The sequence below is a fragment of the Verrucomicrobiota bacterium genome, assembly GCA_037139415.1.
Classification (GTDB): Bacteria; Verrucomicrobiota; Verrucomicrobiia; order Limisphaerales; family Fontisphaeraceae; genus JBAXGN01.
In genome coordinates this window covers 1-15,317 of sequence record JBAXGN010000193.1, presented here as the reverse complement: position 1 = coordinate 15,317, position 15,317 = coordinate 1, and the positions used below count along the sequence as shown (strand labels likewise).

The 15,317-nt window shown below is 58.0% G+C and carries 10 protein-coding genes and 1 riboswitch; of the genes, 5 read left to right on the top strand and 5 right to left on the bottom strand.

Going from position 1 to position 15,317, the window contains the following annotated elements; all coding sequences use genetic code 11:
- Nucleotides 1-544: 544 nt before the first annotated feature.
- On the top strand, nucleotides 545-2,704 hold the full coding sequence (locus WCO56_24590) for an SUMF1/EgtB/PvdO family nonheme iron enzyme (protein ID MEI7732773.1): 2,160 nt from the start codon (nucleotides 545-547) through the stop codon (nucleotides 2,702-2,704).
- A gap of 209 nt (nucleotides 2,705-2,913) precedes the next feature.
- Entirely contained in the window at nucleotides 2,914-5,313 is a 2,400-nt protein-coding gene (locus WCO56_24585) for a hypothetical protein (GenBank protein ID MEI7732772.1), read from the top strand.
- Nucleotides 5,314-5,322: 9 nt separating this feature from the next.
- Here the strand turns inward: WCO56_24585 and WCO56_24580 are convergent, their stop codons facing one another.
- From WCO56_24580 to mntR, 3 genes are all read right to left on the bottom strand, one after another.
- Nucleotides 5,323-7,209 carry a potassium transporter Kup gene (locus tag WCO56_24580; protein MEI7732771.1) on the bottom strand — a complete coding sequence of 629 codons (1,887 nt, stop codon included), beginning with the start codon at nucleotides 7,207-7,209 and terminating at the stop codon, nucleotides 5,323-5,325.
- A 93-nt stretch (nucleotides 7,210-7,302) separates the two neighbouring features.
- Nucleotides 7,303-7,470: riboswitch (cyclic di-AMP (ydaO/yuaA leader) on the bottom strand.
- Nucleotides 7,471-7,594: 124 nt separating this feature from the next.
- Nucleotides 7,595-8,281: an HAD family phosphatase gene (locus WCO56_24575; GenBank protein MEI7732770.1), complete on the bottom strand. Its 687-nt coding sequence runs from the start codon at nucleotides 8,279-8,281 to the stop codon at nucleotides 7,595-7,597.
- Nucleotides 8,278-8,772 carry a manganese-binding transcriptional regulator MntR gene (mntR, locus tag WCO56_24570; protein MEI7732769.1) on the bottom strand — a complete coding sequence of 165 codons (495 nt, stop codon included), beginning with the start codon at nucleotides 8,770-8,772 and terminating at the stop codon, nucleotides 8,278-8,280. Before mntR ends, WCO56_24575 begins: the two co-directional genes overlap by 4 nt.
- Before the next feature lie 77 nt (nucleotides 8,773-8,849).
- Here mntR and WCO56_24565 point away from each other — a divergent pair, with 77 nt between their 5' ends.
- The 3 genes from WCO56_24565 to WCO56_24555 are packed head-to-tail and all read left to right on the top strand — an operon-like array spanning nucleotide 8,850 to nucleotide 13,795.
- Nucleotides 8,850-10,289 (top strand): Nramp family divalent metal transporter, encoded by a 1,440-nt coding sequence (locus WCO56_24565; GenBank protein ID MEI7732768.1) that lies wholly within the window; start codon nucleotides 8,850-8,852, stop codon nucleotides 10,287-10,289.
- Between the two features lie 26 nt (nucleotides 10,290-10,315).
- Nucleotides 10,316-10,735, top strand: a complete 420-nt coding sequence (locus tag WCO56_24560; GenBank protein ID MEI7732767.1) for a universal stress protein — start codon at nucleotides 10,316-10,318, stop codon at nucleotides 10,733-10,735.
- Between the two features lie 54 nt (nucleotides 10,736-10,789).
- Nucleotides 10,790-13,795 carry a cellulase family glycosylhydrolase gene (locus WCO56_24555; GenBank protein MEI7732766.1) on the top strand — a complete coding sequence of 1,002 codons (3,006 nt, stop codon included), beginning with the start codon at nucleotides 10,790-10,792 and terminating at the stop codon, nucleotides 13,793-13,795.
- Nucleotides 13,796-13,863: 68 nt separating this feature from the next.
- Here the strand turns inward: WCO56_24555 and WCO56_24550 are convergent, their stop codons facing one another.
- Nucleotides 13,864-14,202 (bottom strand): hypothetical protein, encoded by a 339-nt coding sequence (locus WCO56_24550; GenBank protein MEI7732765.1) that lies wholly within the window; start codon nucleotides 14,200-14,202, stop codon nucleotides 13,864-13,866.
- A gap of 131 nt (nucleotides 14,203-14,333) precedes the next feature.
- Nucleotides 14,334-15,113: a fibronectin type III domain-containing protein gene (locus WCO56_24545; protein ID MEI7732764.1), complete on the bottom strand. Its 780-nt coding sequence runs from the start codon at nucleotides 15,111-15,113 to the stop codon at nucleotides 14,334-14,336.
- Nucleotides 15,114-15,317: the final 204 nt, after the last annotated feature.

Genomic DNA, 15,317 nt, shown 5'->3' with positions numbered 1-15,317 from the left:
TAATCCTCATGTCCACATAATCCTCATGTCCACATAATCCTCATGTCCACATAATCCTCATGTCCACATAATTTCCCTCCGGGAGGGAACCGCTTTTCCAAAATCCCTGCTACGCTCATCCTCATGAATGACATGAATATACATTTGAAACCCGAATTTCGAACTCCGAAATGGCGGTCTCCATTCGCGTTGATTGGCGTGATTCGCGGGCTCCGGTCTTCGGTCTTGGCACCCTCAGGTCATAATTTTTTTGCCAATAAATTTTTCTGCCATGTTCGACTTTCCATCCATGGCATCCGCGCAATCCGTGGTCAAAGAATTGTGTCAAAAAATCTTTTTCACACAATTTTATCACAATTTGTGATGAAATTTCATTTCATCACATTTTTTACACAATTTTGAAACCGCTCCCTATCAATCCCCAGCATGTTCTCTCTCATTTCCCGCCGGAAAATTATTCTGCAAAAGCAAGGCATGGATTGACAATCGAATAGGTTCTGTGAAAACTCGTCCAAACAGTAACGATTGTGAATTTGCCATAGACATGAATAAGACCAGCATCTTGAGTATCGCCTCGGCCCTCGCGCCGCTGATCGGTGGGTTGAACACCTCCGCCGCTGCGCCCGTCGCGAATTTTGTGTACGAAACCAAAATGGAATTGATCGCCAGCGGCGATTTCGACGGGGACGGGCGACAGGACATCGTCATCGTGGACCGCGCCGGCGGCAAGTTCCGCCTTGGATACCAGTTGAAGGCGGGAGAATATACCTGGGCGCGCGTGCGCTTGTCTGGCATCCCGAACGTCAGCGGGATTAGCGTGGGGCGATTGCTGGACGCCAAGCGGGATGCGCTGGTGTTCACGAGCGCCGATGGCGGCAAGGTGAATGTGGTGGAGGCGAACGACCCAGGTTCCTCGGGCAAGGTGACGACGTTCGCCCCGAGTTGCATGGGCCCGAGCGTGGCCGTGCCGGTGGCGGTGGGCGGTGAGGGGAAAACCGAGCTGCGCGACCTGTATATCGGCAGTATCTATAATGTGGACCCAAGTTGCCTGACGACGTTGTTCCGGAACACGGGCGGCGCGTTCAAGCAGTTGGTGGAAAGCCCGGCGCCCGGCGAGTTGACGCGTGGGAATCACCTGGCGCTCAAAGCGGGCGGCCCGGAATTGCTGGTGGCGCTGGCGACAGAGAAGTCGGGCGACACGTTGGTGGCGCAATCGCTGGAGTCCGGCAAGCCGGTCACGGTGGTGCAGCAGGCCGGTTTGCCGAACGGCGCGGATTATGTCGCGGGGAACTTCCGGGGCAATGCGTTGCTGGATTTTGTGTTCTACAAGAAGGGTGAATCGGAGCTGTTGTTCCGCCCGGTGGAAGAGGCCGGCGGCAAGTTCCAGTTGGGCGCGGGCGCTTCCTTCAAGCTGGATAAGCTGATCACGCAGGTATTCTCCCTCGGCGATAAGTTGTTCGTGGTGCATAACACGAATGAGCCCGCCGCCGTGTACAGCTTCGATGGTTCCAAGGCACCGGTGCTCATGCAGAACATCGCGGCGGAAGACGGCGACAAGGTGACGGGCGCGGCTTATACGGATGCCGGGTTCGTCGCGTTCTACATGCCGCTGAAGACGCGCCTGAAGTACTCTTCCAAGTTCAAGTTCTACAAGTTTGTGGATGGCAAGTACAAGGAAGGCATGTGGGGCGACCTCGTCACGCTGGACATGGGCGATGTGGCGGTGATTCCCGACATTTACAAGCGGATCGTGGACAGCCTCAAGGATAAATCCGAGGGCGACATGCAGCCGTACACGAATACCATCCCCGGCACGCAGGTCACCTACGCGATGGTACCGATCAAGAGCGGCGAATACGTCATGGGCACCCCGGATGCCGAGCCCAACCGCAACCAGGATGAAGGTCCGCAACACAAAGTGAAGATCGCTCCGTTCTGGATGGGTCGTTGCGAAGTGAGTTGGAATGAATACGAACTGTTCATGTACCCCGACGACGAGAAAAAGCTGCGGCTCTCCTTCCCGTCGAACCCGGACGTGGACAAAATCTCCGATGCCGTGACGCGCCCCTCGAAGCCTTATGTGGAAATGAGCTTCGGCATGGGCAAAGATGGCTTCCCCGCCATCGCGATGACCCAGCACGGTGCGAACAAGTACTGTCAATGGCTGAGTTCCAAGACCGGCCAGTTCTACCGCCTGCCGACCGAAGCGGAATGGGAGTACGCCTGCCGTGCCGGCACCACCACCACGTATAACTTTGGCAATGATGAGGCCAAACTGCCGGATAACGCCTGGTTTGAGAAGAACAGCGATGGCAAATATCAGAAGGTCGGCCAGAAAAAGCCGAATGCCTGGGGATTATATGACATGCACGGCAATGTCTCCGAGTGGTGCCTGGACCAATACGAGGAGAATTACTCGAAAGTGATCCAGGGCGCGCTGACGGTGGAGCCGTGGAACAAGGCCACCAAGCCGTATCCGCATGTGGCGCGCGGCGGCTCCTGGAACGACGACGGCACCAAGCTGCGCAGCGGCGGGCGTCTCGCTTCCGGCCCCGAATGGAAAGCGCAGGACCCGCAGTTGCCCAAGAGTTACTGGTATCTCACCGATGCGCAGTTCATCGGCTTCCGTCTGCTCCGTCCGCTGAAGGTGCCGACCACGCAGGAGATGGAGAAGTACTGGATCAGTGGCGTGGAAAAGGATTAATCCGTTAAGCGAAGGCTTTAACCAAACAGAAAGGCCGTCATTCCGGAAGGGAGGACGGCCTTTCTAATGTAGATTTCGGATTCCGGAATTCGGAATTGGCCAACACCCAAGCTGGAATTGGATCGTTTTTGCTACATCCCGGCTGCGGATTTACCGGGGTTCCACTTATCTCCGTTGACGAATGCGGGTTTATTCCCTACATCAATCACATGCAAACGCCGTATCTCCGTTCGTCCGGTCAGCGTCCCAAGGCAATTCGCTCGGGACGCTTCGCCCTATTGATCATGGTTGCTCTGTTGGGTGCTGCGTCCAACACGGTCGCCGCTCCGTTGCCCACTAGCGAAAGCATCGTCGCGGTTTGTGTGGCGCGTGGTGAGGGAACGTGGCGCACGGTGAACAAGAATCCCCTGCCGGCCAATATGTCTTCGCGCGAACTGTTTGCGTACGCGCTGACCTTGTGCGAGGGCAACACCAAACTGGAACGCCTGGAGCGACTGTTTGACGTGGCCGCCCAGATGCAGAATCGGGAGAAGACCGCCAAGGGCTACGGCAACTTCCGCTGGAGCTGGGGGCATGAGGATGTCTTTGATTTCAACGCGGTGGATTTTTGCATGCAGAGCGCGGTGATTATCTGGATTCGGCATCAGCAAAAGTTGCCGCCGGCAGCGCGCGACAAGCTGCGGGAAATTCTGGGCTTTGCCGAGCATGGTCTATTGAGGCACAAGGTGCGCGACAGTTACACCAATATCGCCCTAATGAATGCCGGCAACCTGATTTTACTCGGCGAAATTTTAGGGAACGCTGCCGCGGCGGATGAAGGCTACGCGCGGTTGGATGCCGTCTGCCTGAATATTTGGGAGGGTGGCATTCACGAGTATGACAGCCCCACCTACTATGGCACCGACCTGGATGATCTAACGATCATCGAGGCGTTTTGCCAGCGCCCACGCGGTCGCGCCCAAGCACGCGCGTTGCTGGAATTGTTCTGGACCGATCTGGAGATGAACTGGTTTCCACCCGCCCAAAAGCTGGCGGGCGCGCGCAGCCGGGATTATGATTATCTGCGCGGGCTCGGCTCGCTGGATCAGCAACTCATGGCCAATGGCTGGCTGCCGGTCACTGAAAAAACGCAGATCATTTCCATTCACACGATCTATGCCAAGTGGCGCCCCCCGGAAAAGTTGCAGTTGCTCAGCGCCACCCAATTCCCGCGCTATGTCCGCCAGATGTTTGGCATGGAAGACCAGCAAACCAAATCGCACCTGCTTTATCCGGATGTGACCCTCAGTGTTGCCGGGGCGAACTATGGTGGCAAGATGGACCTGCCGTTGACGGTGGATTTTCCGGGGCCGCGCGAATCGGTGCGCTGCTATTACATCCCGGATGGACGGCGCGATCCGTATGGAAAAATCAAGATCGTCGAAAGCAAGGCGCACTCGAAGACGCTGCACCTGAATCCATTCTTCACCGGCGCGCAGTGCCGGGATGATGCCGTGGGATTGGCGATCTACCGTCCGCAAGATTTGCCGGAGACGTTTGAGACACTGGAGTCGCATTTCGTCATGCCGTTCGAGCCGGACGGTTTCTGGATCGGCGAGCGGCACGTTCCGCTGCAAAAAGGGAAAGCTGTCGAAATTCCGTTGCCGCCGGGGGCAGCGCTGGTGCTGCGCAAAGGGACGGCAGCGGTGGGAGTGCGGGTTCCTTGGAGTCGCAGCTTGGATGGGCAGGTCAGCCGCGTGAGTTTTGCCTATGACACGAATACCTACGGCGCGGTGCGCCTGACGGTGGCGCATCATGCGCCGGCGAGAAAGGATAACGCGAAACTCAGCGCCGCCGCCGCGTTCTGGGTGCGCATCGGCAGCGGTCTCCAAACGGATGCCGCGTTTAAGCAATGGCAGCAGGCGTTTGCCGTCGCCAAGGCGGACGTGAACATCACTGCCGAAGCGGTGCGCATACAGGTGGCGGGGCTTGGCGGGCCGGTCGCGGTGGCTGTGCCAACCCCCTACGACAAACCGTCTTTGCTCGAACCCAAGCCGACAAAAGCCGTGCTGGAAGTGGACGGCGACGATCTCGGGCGGCGCTTGTTGCAAGACGTCGAGCCAATGAAGTCCTATCGCGAGCAATTTACCAGCGGGCACATGATTGAGATTAACCCGACCACTGGCGCACACTGGGAAGCCGAGGCGGGTTATGTGGTGACACGCATGATGATTGCCGCCGATCCGGCGGCTTCCGGCGGGCAGTATGTGTGGACCCCGGCTTTGCCATGGCCCACGGCGGGGGACAAAAATGGGAGTGTCACGTGGCGTCTAAATGTCGCGCGCGCGGGTAAGTATTATCTTTGGGGCAGGGTGATTGCGCCCGATCCGAACTCCGATTCCTTTTACGTCCGCTGCCTGACGCCGACCGGGGAAACCTTGTACGATTCCGCGTGGTCCACCGGCACGCATCAACAATGGGAATGGTCCCGGGTGACACCGGATAAATCGCGCGAGCCCGCCGTGTTCGCATTGCCGCAAGGCGAGGTGCGACTGCAATTTCGCCTGCGTGAGGTCGGCACGAAGATTGACCGGCTGTTCCTGACGCCCAATTCTGGTGATAAACCGTAAAGTAGGCGATCAGAATTCGACCTGCATGCCCAGTTCCACCACGCGGTTGGCGGGCAATCCGAAGAACGCGGTCGGGGATTGTGCATTACGCGCGCAAAATACAAAGAGATTCTTGCGCCACCAAGCCATCTCCGGGGTTTTGATCGGTCGCAAACTCTCGCGGCTCAGGAAGAACGTGGTGGTATTCAGATCCGTCTCCAAGCCCTGCTGGCGGCAGGCGTTTAACAAAGCCAGCACATCCGGGCTCTCCATGAATCCGTACCGCCCGATGACCCGGTAAAAATTCTCCGGCAGTTTTTCGATGGTCAGCCGTTCCGCCGCCTCCACGTGAGGGGTCTCGGTCGTCAGGATCGTGAGCGTGATGACGCGTTGGTGCAACACGCGGTTATGTTTCAAGTTGTGGAGCAGAGCCAAGGGCGTGCGGTCCGCGCTGCCGGAGAGAAATACCGCCGTGCCCGGCACGCGGATGGTCTTATGCGTGGCGACGTCGTCCAGCAGTAGCTGCAAGGGGAACGCGCTCTCCTGCATGCGCGCACCCACCAGCGCCCGGCCTTTTTTCCACGACGTGAGCACGATGAAAATGAGCGCCGCCAACAGCAGCGGGAACCAGCCACCATGCATGATCTTGAGCAGGTTGGCTCCCAGGAACGCCAGTTCGATGGTCAGGAATATGCTGCACACGCCCAAGGTTAGCCCCAGGTTCCATTTCCAGATGTGGCGCGCCGCGTACCCAAACAGCAGGGTGGTGATCACCATCGTGAGAATCACCGCGATGCCGTAGGCCGCCGCCAGATTGCTCGACGTGCGGAACCCCAGCACCAACCCGACACACGCCAGCATGAGCGCCCAGTTAATGTGCGGCATGTAAATTTGCCCGCGCTCGGAGGCGGACGTGTGCTGAATCTTGATGCGGGGCAGGTACCCCAGTTGCATCGCCTGCATGGAAAGCGAGTAAGCCCCGGATATCAAAGCCTGCGACGCAATCACTGCTGCGATTGTGGATAACCCCACCAGCGGATACAGCGCCCAAGCGGGAGCCAGCAAAAAAAAGGGATTCTCCACCGCCTTCGGGTTCTGCAACAGCAGCGCTCCCTGACCCAGGTAATTCAAGAACAACGAGGGAAGCACCAACCCGAACCACGCCCACTGAATGGGCCGCCGGCCAAAATGTCCCATATCCGCATAGAGCGCTTCCGCTCCGGTCATCACGAGGAACACCGAGCCGACCACCACAAAACCCGTCCAGCCGGAATTGAAAAGGAAATGCAGACCATGCCAGGGATTGACTGCGGCCAAGACTTCCGGCGCACGAATAATCCCACTGATCCCAAGGATGGCCAGAACCGCAAACCAGAGGGTCATGATCGGGCCGAACACGGACCCAACCCGGTGGGTTCCCGCACGTTGCACGGAAAAGAGCGCCACCAAAATGAGGATCGCCATCAACACCACATACGGATCAAACCGGTTGGTCGCCACTTGCAATCCTTCCACGGCGCTTAGAACGGTGATTGCCGGGGTGATGACGCCATCCCCGTATAAGAGTGCCGCACCAAAAATTCCCACGAAAATCAGAAGTTTTTTACCCAGCGCCGCCCCGGCGGTCTGCCGGTCGGGCACCGCCATGGCCAGCAACGCCAGGATGCCGCCCTCGCCTTTATTGTCCGCTCGCAACACCAGGCTGAGATATTTGATGGATACCAGGATAATCAACGACCAGAAGATCAGTGATAAGACCCCTAGCACGTTGGGGCGGGTGACCGCCAGGCCCGTCGTGGCACTAAAACATTCGCGCACGGCATACAGAGGGCTGGTGCCAATGTCACCATACACCACGCCCAAGGCGCCGAGCGCCAGGCCGAACATATATCGCGGATTCGCCGTTTTCTCACTCATAACCAAAACCGCTCCCGGCCCGATGAATATTCACGAGACCGGACGCATACTTTACTTAGAGCGGATGAATCCCGCGAACACGCGGGCACAGAACATCGCCCTTCCAATTGCTGACGAGGTTAGCTGCCGGGCTCGGTCTTGAAAGTAACCTGGACGCCAACATCTGGCATCGTTCGCCCCATCCCCAGAACACACCGTCCTGGTTGTGGTTCCCCCGCATCCGACCTCAGGAAGGAAGTCGGATTTAAGCTGCTGGGAAAAATAAAACCATATTGCCGGCGGTTTGTCAAAGGCTGCTTTTTCGTCTCAAAAATCTTTTAGCAGAAAAATTGCCCGGCAAAAAAATGAGGACGAAGGAATTGCAAACTGGAATCAGCAGTTTTATTCAAGCTATGGAGTTTAACCCCAGGAGGAACGATTTGAACTGGGCGATCTCCTCGAAGTAGGCAACACAGTTCTGCTGCATGTACTCGCGGATTTGCGGGATGCGATGTGCCCAACCGGCCCCGGCTACCGGCACACCGGCGCGTTGCGCCATCAGGACGCCGGGCTTCAGGTCGTCGAGCACCAAGGTTTCGTTCGGGGCAATGCCAAGGTGGCGCAGTGTCTCCAATACGGGCCAGGGACTGGGTTTGCGGCGTTCCGGATCGGCATCCCACCCAAACACCAAATCCGGCTCCACCTCTGCCATTCCGCACTTCCGGTAGTGGCGCAGGATGGTGTCTCGTTCAGAATGCGATGCCACCACAATCCGTCCGCCGCGTTGGCGATACTCGACCAGCAGCTCCAGGAAATCCGGGAAAAACTCGGGATCCTCGCGGGCATTGAATGCGCGCCAGATGTTGAACTCGGTGGCCAGTTCTTCCTGTGTCATGCCCAATTCACCCTCCAGAAAGGCCAGGATGCCCGGATGGAAATTTTTAAGAAACCACCCCTCCAGCGCCACGGGCTGCATCCCGGGCCGCATCACACGCATTGCCTCCAAATGGGCAGGGTAATGAATCATGGCGGTGCTGTTCACCGCCGTGTCATCGTGATCCAATATCAGGCAGCGATAGCGCAACGGCATCATGGGGGCACATCTCTGCTGGATTTCTCATGGTCCCGCATTCCAAGTTTGCATGACGCCTTTTTCAGGTGTTTGACAAAGGCATCGAGGGTGTACTGGCTGACATGGTGTTCCATGCCTTCAGCATCCGAATGGGCCACAGCTTCCGGGATCCCCAGTGACTGGAGAAATTCACAGACGATCTGGTGACGCTTACGGGTCTCTTCCGACAGCTTACGCCCAGCCTCAGTCAGGGTAATGGGGCGATATGGTTCCACATGGACCAATCCTTGGCGCCGTAGGCGTCGGAGGGTACGGTTGACTGTGACGTGTGTGACTCCCAGGCGGGTGGCCAGGTTGGTGACGCGCGCGGTGCCGTCGGCCGCGATGAGATCCGCAATCAATTCCACATAATCCTGGGCGATTTCCTGGGCATTATCCGCCCGGGCTCGTCGGAGGTTTTCCGAGAGCGGCGCTGGACGCGTTTGGGCAGTATGCTTTATGGGACGGCTCACAGGTGAAAGTAACCATGGAAGAATGAATTTGACAACCAAACAAATAAATGTAGCTTAGGCTACATTAGTTGAAAACGGTGCCGCCAATCGGAGATGATCGCAGCACCGACGCCGCTGGTATCGGAGGCGCCGGGCAAACGATCATGTCCGAGAGTGTCTCCCATCCATCCCTCGAAGGCGTGCATGGCAGCATCGAAGTCCCGCCGCATCAGGCCGGCTTTTGGCGGCAATGGCGCGCCTTTGTCGGCCCTGCCATCCTGGTGAGCGTTGGGTACATGGACCCAGGCAACTGGGGGACGGACCTGGCCGGGGGCGCGCAGTTTAAGTACGGACTGCTCTGGGTCATCGCCCTGGCCAGTTTCATGGCGGTGATATTGCAAGTAATCTCCGCGCGCCTGGGGGTTGCCACCGGCAGGGATTTGGCGCAATGCTGTCGCGACCATCTGCCCAAATGGTCCCGCTGGCCTAACTGGATCGCCATGGAACTCGCCATTGGCGCGACGGACCTGGCGGAATCGCTGGGCAGTGCGGTGGCGTTGAACCTGCTCTTTCACATTCCCTTGTCCTGGGCCATTATCATCACCGCGCTGGATGTGATGCTGTTGCTGGCGTTGCAAGGGCTGGGCATGCGCTTGATCGAGGCGGTGGTGGCCGTTTTTGTGGCGACCATCGCAGTCTGTTACGGCATCGAAATCTTTGTCTTTCCACACATGACGCCCAACTTTCTGGAAATGGGCCGAGCCATGGTGCACCCGCAATTCAATCAGCCAGGCATGTTAATTGTGGCCATCGGCATGATTGGAGCCACGGTAATGCCCCATAACCTGTTCTTGCATTCCGCCCTGGTGCAAACGCGGAAATTGAAGCGGGATGACGACTCCATTCGCACGGCCATCCGCTTTAACACCATTGATTCCGTGGTGGCCTTGAGCGCGGCGTTTCTCATCAATGCGGCGATCCTGGTGCTGGCGGCGACGGTGTTTTATGGCAAGGAAAGCGTGCTGGCGGCGGGCGGCGAGGTGGTTAAATTCGCCGCCGACAGCGACTGGATTCGCATCGCGCACCTGACACTGGCGCCGTTGCTGGGCACGACCATGGCCAGCACGCTGTTTGCCGTGGCACTGCTCGCCAGCGGGCAGAGCAGCACCATTACTGGTACGATGGCCGGTCAGGTGGTGATGGAAGGTTTCATGAACTGGCGGATGCGCCCGTGGGTTCGGCGGCTGATTTCGCGCCTGATTGCGGTGGTGCCGGCGATCTGGATTGTCTCCATTCGCGGGAATGGCAGCGTGACCGATCTTTTGACGCTGAGCCAGGTGGTGCTGTGCCTGTTCCTGCCGTTTGCGTTGTTTCCGCTGCTGTATTTCTCCTCGTCGCGCCTGATCATGGGCAAGTGGGCCAATAACTGGTTTTTGAAGATTGGCGGTTGGGCCAGCGTGCTCTTGATTACCCTGATGGACTTGTATAGTCTCCCCGAAGCACTCAAAGAAGCGTGGCGGATTATTGCTGGCGGTTAAACCGGAAATACAGGAAAGGCAAACGCATGTATAAAACTATTCTCGTGACGTTGGAATGTACGCCGACCGATCGGGCGATCATCGAGCACATCAAACCGTTGGCTCGGCAGATGTCCAGTCGCGTCGTCCTGCTGCACGTCGCCACCAGTGTCTCTGCGCGATTTTATGGTTCTGAGGCGGCAGGCAAGGAAATCGAGGAGAGCGAGGCGTTTCTGGAACAGGTCCGGGCCGAGTTGGTGGCCGATGGCATTCAGGCCCAAAAGCAACTGGCGTATGGGGACCCCGTGAAAGAGATTGTGAATTGGGTGAAGCGAAATGGCTGCGACCTGGTGGCGATGAGCACCCATGGGCACCAGTTAATGGCCGATATTGTCTTTGGCACCACCGCCATCAAAGTCCAGCACAGTGTCAGTGTGCCGGTGCTCTTGTTGCGGGCGCGTCCGTAATCGTTGCTGCTCCGCTGGTTTGCCAGGCGTTGTGACTCAACCACCGCACTCACCATGATTCGCCGTCTTTTCTGCATCGCTATCGTTGGTTGGTTGTTCAACCTGGCGCATGGCGCGCCGCTGCCCCGCGAGGTGGTTTGCACCAATGCCGTGTTGCGCTGGGCGGATACCGGCGAGGAAGTCGCGCTGTTCGGCGTCAATTATTATCCGCCGCACTACACCAACTTCCGCGATCTCGGCCTGCTGGGAGTGGATCGCGAGCAGACCATTCGTGACGACCTCGTGCATTTCAAACGGCTCCGGCTTGATCTCCTGCGCCTGCATGTATTTGAGCGTGAACTCAGCGATGCTGAGGGAAACCTGGTGGAGAATGAACACCTGCGCCTGCTGGATTACCTGATCAGCCAATGCCGCAGCAACGGCCTCTACCTGGTGCTCACGCCCATCGCCTGGTGGCCCACGCCCAATCCGGGCAACGGTTTTGCCAACCGCTTCACCATGAATCAAATGATCACCGATCCGGTGGCGCTACCCGCCCAGCAGCGGTATCTCCGCCAATTCATGGAACACCGCAACCGCTACACCGGGCTGACCTATGCCGCGGATCACGCGGTGGTGGCCATTGAACTCATCAATGAACCGTTGTATCCCGATGCCACGACCGACGCCCAAATCACCACGTACATCAATAACCTGGCTGCCGCCGTTCGGGAGTCGGGCAGTCGCAAGCCGATCTTTTACAACGGCTGGCAGCGCCGGCTCAAAGCTGTGGCTGACGCCAAGATCGAAGGCTGCACCTTTGGCTGGTATCCTTCCGGGTTGGTGGCGGGACATTGCCTGTCCCGGAATTTTTTGCCCAACGTTCAGGATTATGCCGAGATGCGCTCGCCGGTGCTGACGAATCGCGCCAAGGGCGTGTATGAATTTGATGCCGCCGATGTTCCCGGGGGCTACCTGTATCCGGCAATGGCGCGTAGTTTCCGCGCGGGTGGCGCGCAGTTTGCCGCCCAGTTTCAATACGATCCGATGCCGCTGGCACCGTTCAATGCCGGTTGGCAGACCCATTATCTCAATCTCATTTACGCGCCGCAAAGAGCCCTTGGCTTCATGATTGCTGCCGACGCCTTTCACACGCTGGCGCGCCTGGAGCAATCCGGGCTTTATCCCACCAATAATGTCTTCGGCCCGCGCAACCAACTGGGGCTTCCTGAGTTTCGTGTCAGCTTTGAGGAAAACCTGAGCGAGCGCGTGGGCGACCGCGTGTATTTGCATTCCAGCCACACCCGCACGCGCCCGCCTGCGCCGGAGTTGCTGGAGCGCGTGGCTGGCTGTGGTGCCTCGCCCCTGGTGGCGTACGAAGGCACGGGCGCGTATTTTCTGGATCGCCTGGCACCGGGGCAATGGCGTCTGGAAGTTTACCCTGATGCCGTCTGGGTGAATGATCCCTTTGGCAAGGATAGCCTGGAACGGGAAGTTTCGCGCATCTTATGGCGGGCCTGGCCAATGCGACTGCAACTGCCGGATTTGGGCGGAGATTTTTCCGTGAAAGCCGTGCCGTCCAACGCCAGCACCGCAGCCGTTCGTGGCGAGATAACGGTGACGCCCGGCGTCTACTTATTGCAACGCCAGGGCATCAATGCCCCACCCCCGGCTGGCTTCGATCCCACCTTTGTGGCCCCCAAGGAACGGAAAGACGTGCCGCCGGCCATCTGGCACGATGTGGCGCGGCATTGGGTTTCCGGCCGGGAATATCCGGTCTCCGCCGTGATTGCAGTGGCGGGTGACCCGCAGGTGAATCTGCTTTATCGTCCCGCCGCCACGGCGGCCTGGCAATCATTGCCCATGACCCGGCAGTCCGTTTATCATTATGCGGCCGCCATTCCGGCGAAGACCATGCAACCGGGAGAATGCAATTATCGCATTGAAGTGAACTCCAAGGAGACGGCGTATTCTTATCCCGGAGTTGTGCTGGTGGCTCGCTTGAAGTCGTTGCCCGCTTCCCGCCCCACCGTACTCTTTGCCGCCAGCGGCCTGAAAACCGCACCGGGCCTTTCATTGCGCAATTCGCCGGGGAAATCATCGCATTCGGAGTTGGTCGCCACGGCGGATGGTGGCCGGGCCTTATCTCTCTCAGTGACCGGCTTCGGCGCGGATGCCGCCGCCAGCCTCCGCTTGGCAGCCACGGTTCCCCCGGCGGATGCATCCGGCGACACGGTCGTCGTGCGGGCTAGGGCCATTGAGGAGGCTACCACGGCCTTCGAGCTGGGTTTGGTGCAGGCGGATGGCAACGCGTTTGGCTTTGATGTTCCGCTGTCCAGGGAATGGCAGGACATCCGGATCTTCGTCAAACAACTGCATCCCTTGTGGGGCACCCAGGCCAAGCGCCCGGATTTCTCCCGGCTCAAGGAACTCAGCGTGATCTTTGGCTCGTGGCTGTACGGGGAGCGGCATGCGCAGCCGCACGGCTTCGAGTTGGCGGGCGTTCGCCTGGAACAATCCGGGGAAAGTTTCCAGTTGCCGGTGTTGGATGCGCGCGCGGCGGTGCCGCTGTTTTACCGCGATGAATTTCCTCGGGTATATGGTGACGCAGGACGCCAATCCAAAACCGTGCGCGGCTCCACCGGCCTGGCGATGCGCGTCTCGGTGCCCAAGTTCGGCCCGCCACCCAGCTCGGTCAGCTTTAAATTGGAGGTCGGGGAACGCCTGGAAGCCTGGCGCGGCCAACTCGGAGCGCGCCAATCCGCCACCTTGCATGCCCGGGCCGGAGAGCCGGATACCACCAAGCTGGAGATCCTGTTTATCGAAGACGATGGCGCGGCATGGGGCTGCAACGTGCCGCTGACCACGCAATGGCGGGACATCCGGATCTCCTGGGATATGCTCACCTATTACCGGAATTTCAAAGGACCGGCGCAGCGCGGACAGCCGGGGGACCACTTTAACCCTGAAAAACTTCAAGCCGTCAACTGCTGCTTCGGCGCCTGGCTCTTCCCGCAAACCTACGCGCAGCAGCACGCCGTGGAAATCGAATCCCTGCACCTCGATGCCGCCGTGCCGTGACGGTGCGAAAAGAGGTTTTATCCTTGCCGGATTGCCGGGTTGCCCAAGGTTTGCTCCCGAATGCTCCGTTACACTCGGCGCAGCGCCGCAATCAGCGCGTTGATCGTATTCAAGATCGTGCCCACCTCCCATTGCGTCGGGGGATCGCTCACGGTGAAATCCATCGGCATCACGCCGTTGCTGTTGGCGCTGCTGTTGGCAATGAGCGCCGCGCTGAGGTTGCTCAGCGCTTCCGCCAACTGCGTGGTGGTGACGATACTTGCCTGCAAAGCGGCGACTTGCGCTTCCAACGTATCAATACGGGCGCTTTGCGCGTCATTGAGCGACTTCAGCCCATTTAACTGCTCCCGCATCTCAGCGGAAGACAACCGCGAATTATTAGCCGGTTTGTTTGGATCGAAACTCATATATAAAAGAAAGGCTGAAGGCTGAAGGCTAAAGGCTAAAGGCTAAAGTGCCCTTGCCCCGCAGTCTTTCAGCCGTCAATGGTTCATGATTCAGCCTTTTGCCTTCAGCCTTCAGCCTTTAGCCTTAATTTTTACAGTGCGATTTTCGTCGCCGGATCGCTGAATCCACCCTGTCCCTTGGCTCCTACAGCCGCCACACGGAACCAATAGCGCGTGCCGCTCGTCAAACCGGTTGCTGTGTATCGTGTGGCTGTGGAGTTGACCAGCAACTTGTAGTTATCTGGCGTTCCGATGGATATTTCGATCACATGCGAGCGGGCACCTTTTACCTTTTTCCATAGCAAAAGGATTGTCCCATCCGACGTGCCGGATTTGGCGCGCAGATTCATTGGCGTGGCCATCGGACCAACGGGGGAACCTTTGGCGCGCACTTTCATTCCCGCGCTCTCGATTTTGATGGAAGACCCGCCGCTCTTGCTTTCCACATACGCCCCGCGCTGGGTCAGGCCGCCCTTGAGCGCGGCGATGGCAGTGTCCATCTCATCCTTTGCTTGGATGATACTTATTAACAAGGCCTTATACGCCGATCGCTTGCCTTTGGCCTGCGTGATCAACGCCTGCAACTCCGTGGCCCCAGGCACCGGATCAGGAAAATTCAGGTTGCCGGTCATCTTGCCATCATGCACTTCCGCAAAGATGATAACGTCATCGCCATTCATGCCGCTTAAACCAAGTAGTACTTTCGCCATAGTGCTGTCTATTAGGTTGTTTGACGCCGAATCCCAAAACGTCTCATCATACCTCAGTGACTCCAAGTCCCAGGTATTCGGGGTTTCAGTTTCCATTGTCATAGGTTTTTGTTGTTTTTGCTCCCCCAACCGACCATCGGCTGGGAAATTCATTAAAATCATCCTCAGAACGCCATTTTGGACACTTTTTGCGCCAAACTGGCACTAGTTGACCTCCAATGCAGGTTTTTGGCCGCTTTAGCGGACTTAGTTTTTTCAAAACATAGTCAAGTCTCGCGGGAGGTTTAGATATTTTCGTGTAAGTGGTCAAAGATAGCTGAGAGGATAAGAAACTATGGCCATTACCGATGACATGCTGGATGAATT

Bases quoted from the DNA above. Each gene is read 5' to 3' on its own strand.
- WCO56_24550 (MEI7732765.1), bottom strand. From the start codon at position 14,202: ATGAGTTTCGATCCAAACAAACCGGCTAATAATTCGCGGTTGTCTTCC.
- WCO56_24575 (MEI7732770.1), bottom strand. From the start codon at position 8,281: ATGATGCCGTTGCGCTATCGCTGCCTGATATTGGATCACGATGACACG.
- WCO56_24545 (MEI7732764.1), bottom strand. From the start codon at position 15,113: ATGATTTTAATGAATTTCCCAGCCGATGGTCGGTTGGGGGAGCAAAAA.
- WCO56_24580 (MEI7732771.1), bottom strand. From the start codon at position 7,209: ATGAGTGAGAAAACGGCGAATCCGCGATATATGTTCGGCCTGGCGCTC.
- WCO56_24585 (MEI7732772.1), top strand. From the start codon at position 2,914: ATGCAAACGCCGTATCTCCGTTCGTCCGGTCAGCGTCCCAAGGCAATT.
- WCO56_24560 (MEI7732767.1), top strand. From the start codon at position 10,316: ATGTATAAAACTATTCTCGTGACGTTGGAATGTACGCCGACCGATCGG.
- WCO56_24555 (MEI7732766.1), top strand. From the start codon at position 10,790: ATGATTCGCCGTCTTTTCTGCATCGCTATCGTTGGTTGGTTGTTCAAC.
- WCO56_24590 (MEI7732773.1), top strand. From the start codon at position 545: ATGAATAAGACCAGCATCTTGAGTATCGCCTCGGCCCTCGCGCCGCTG.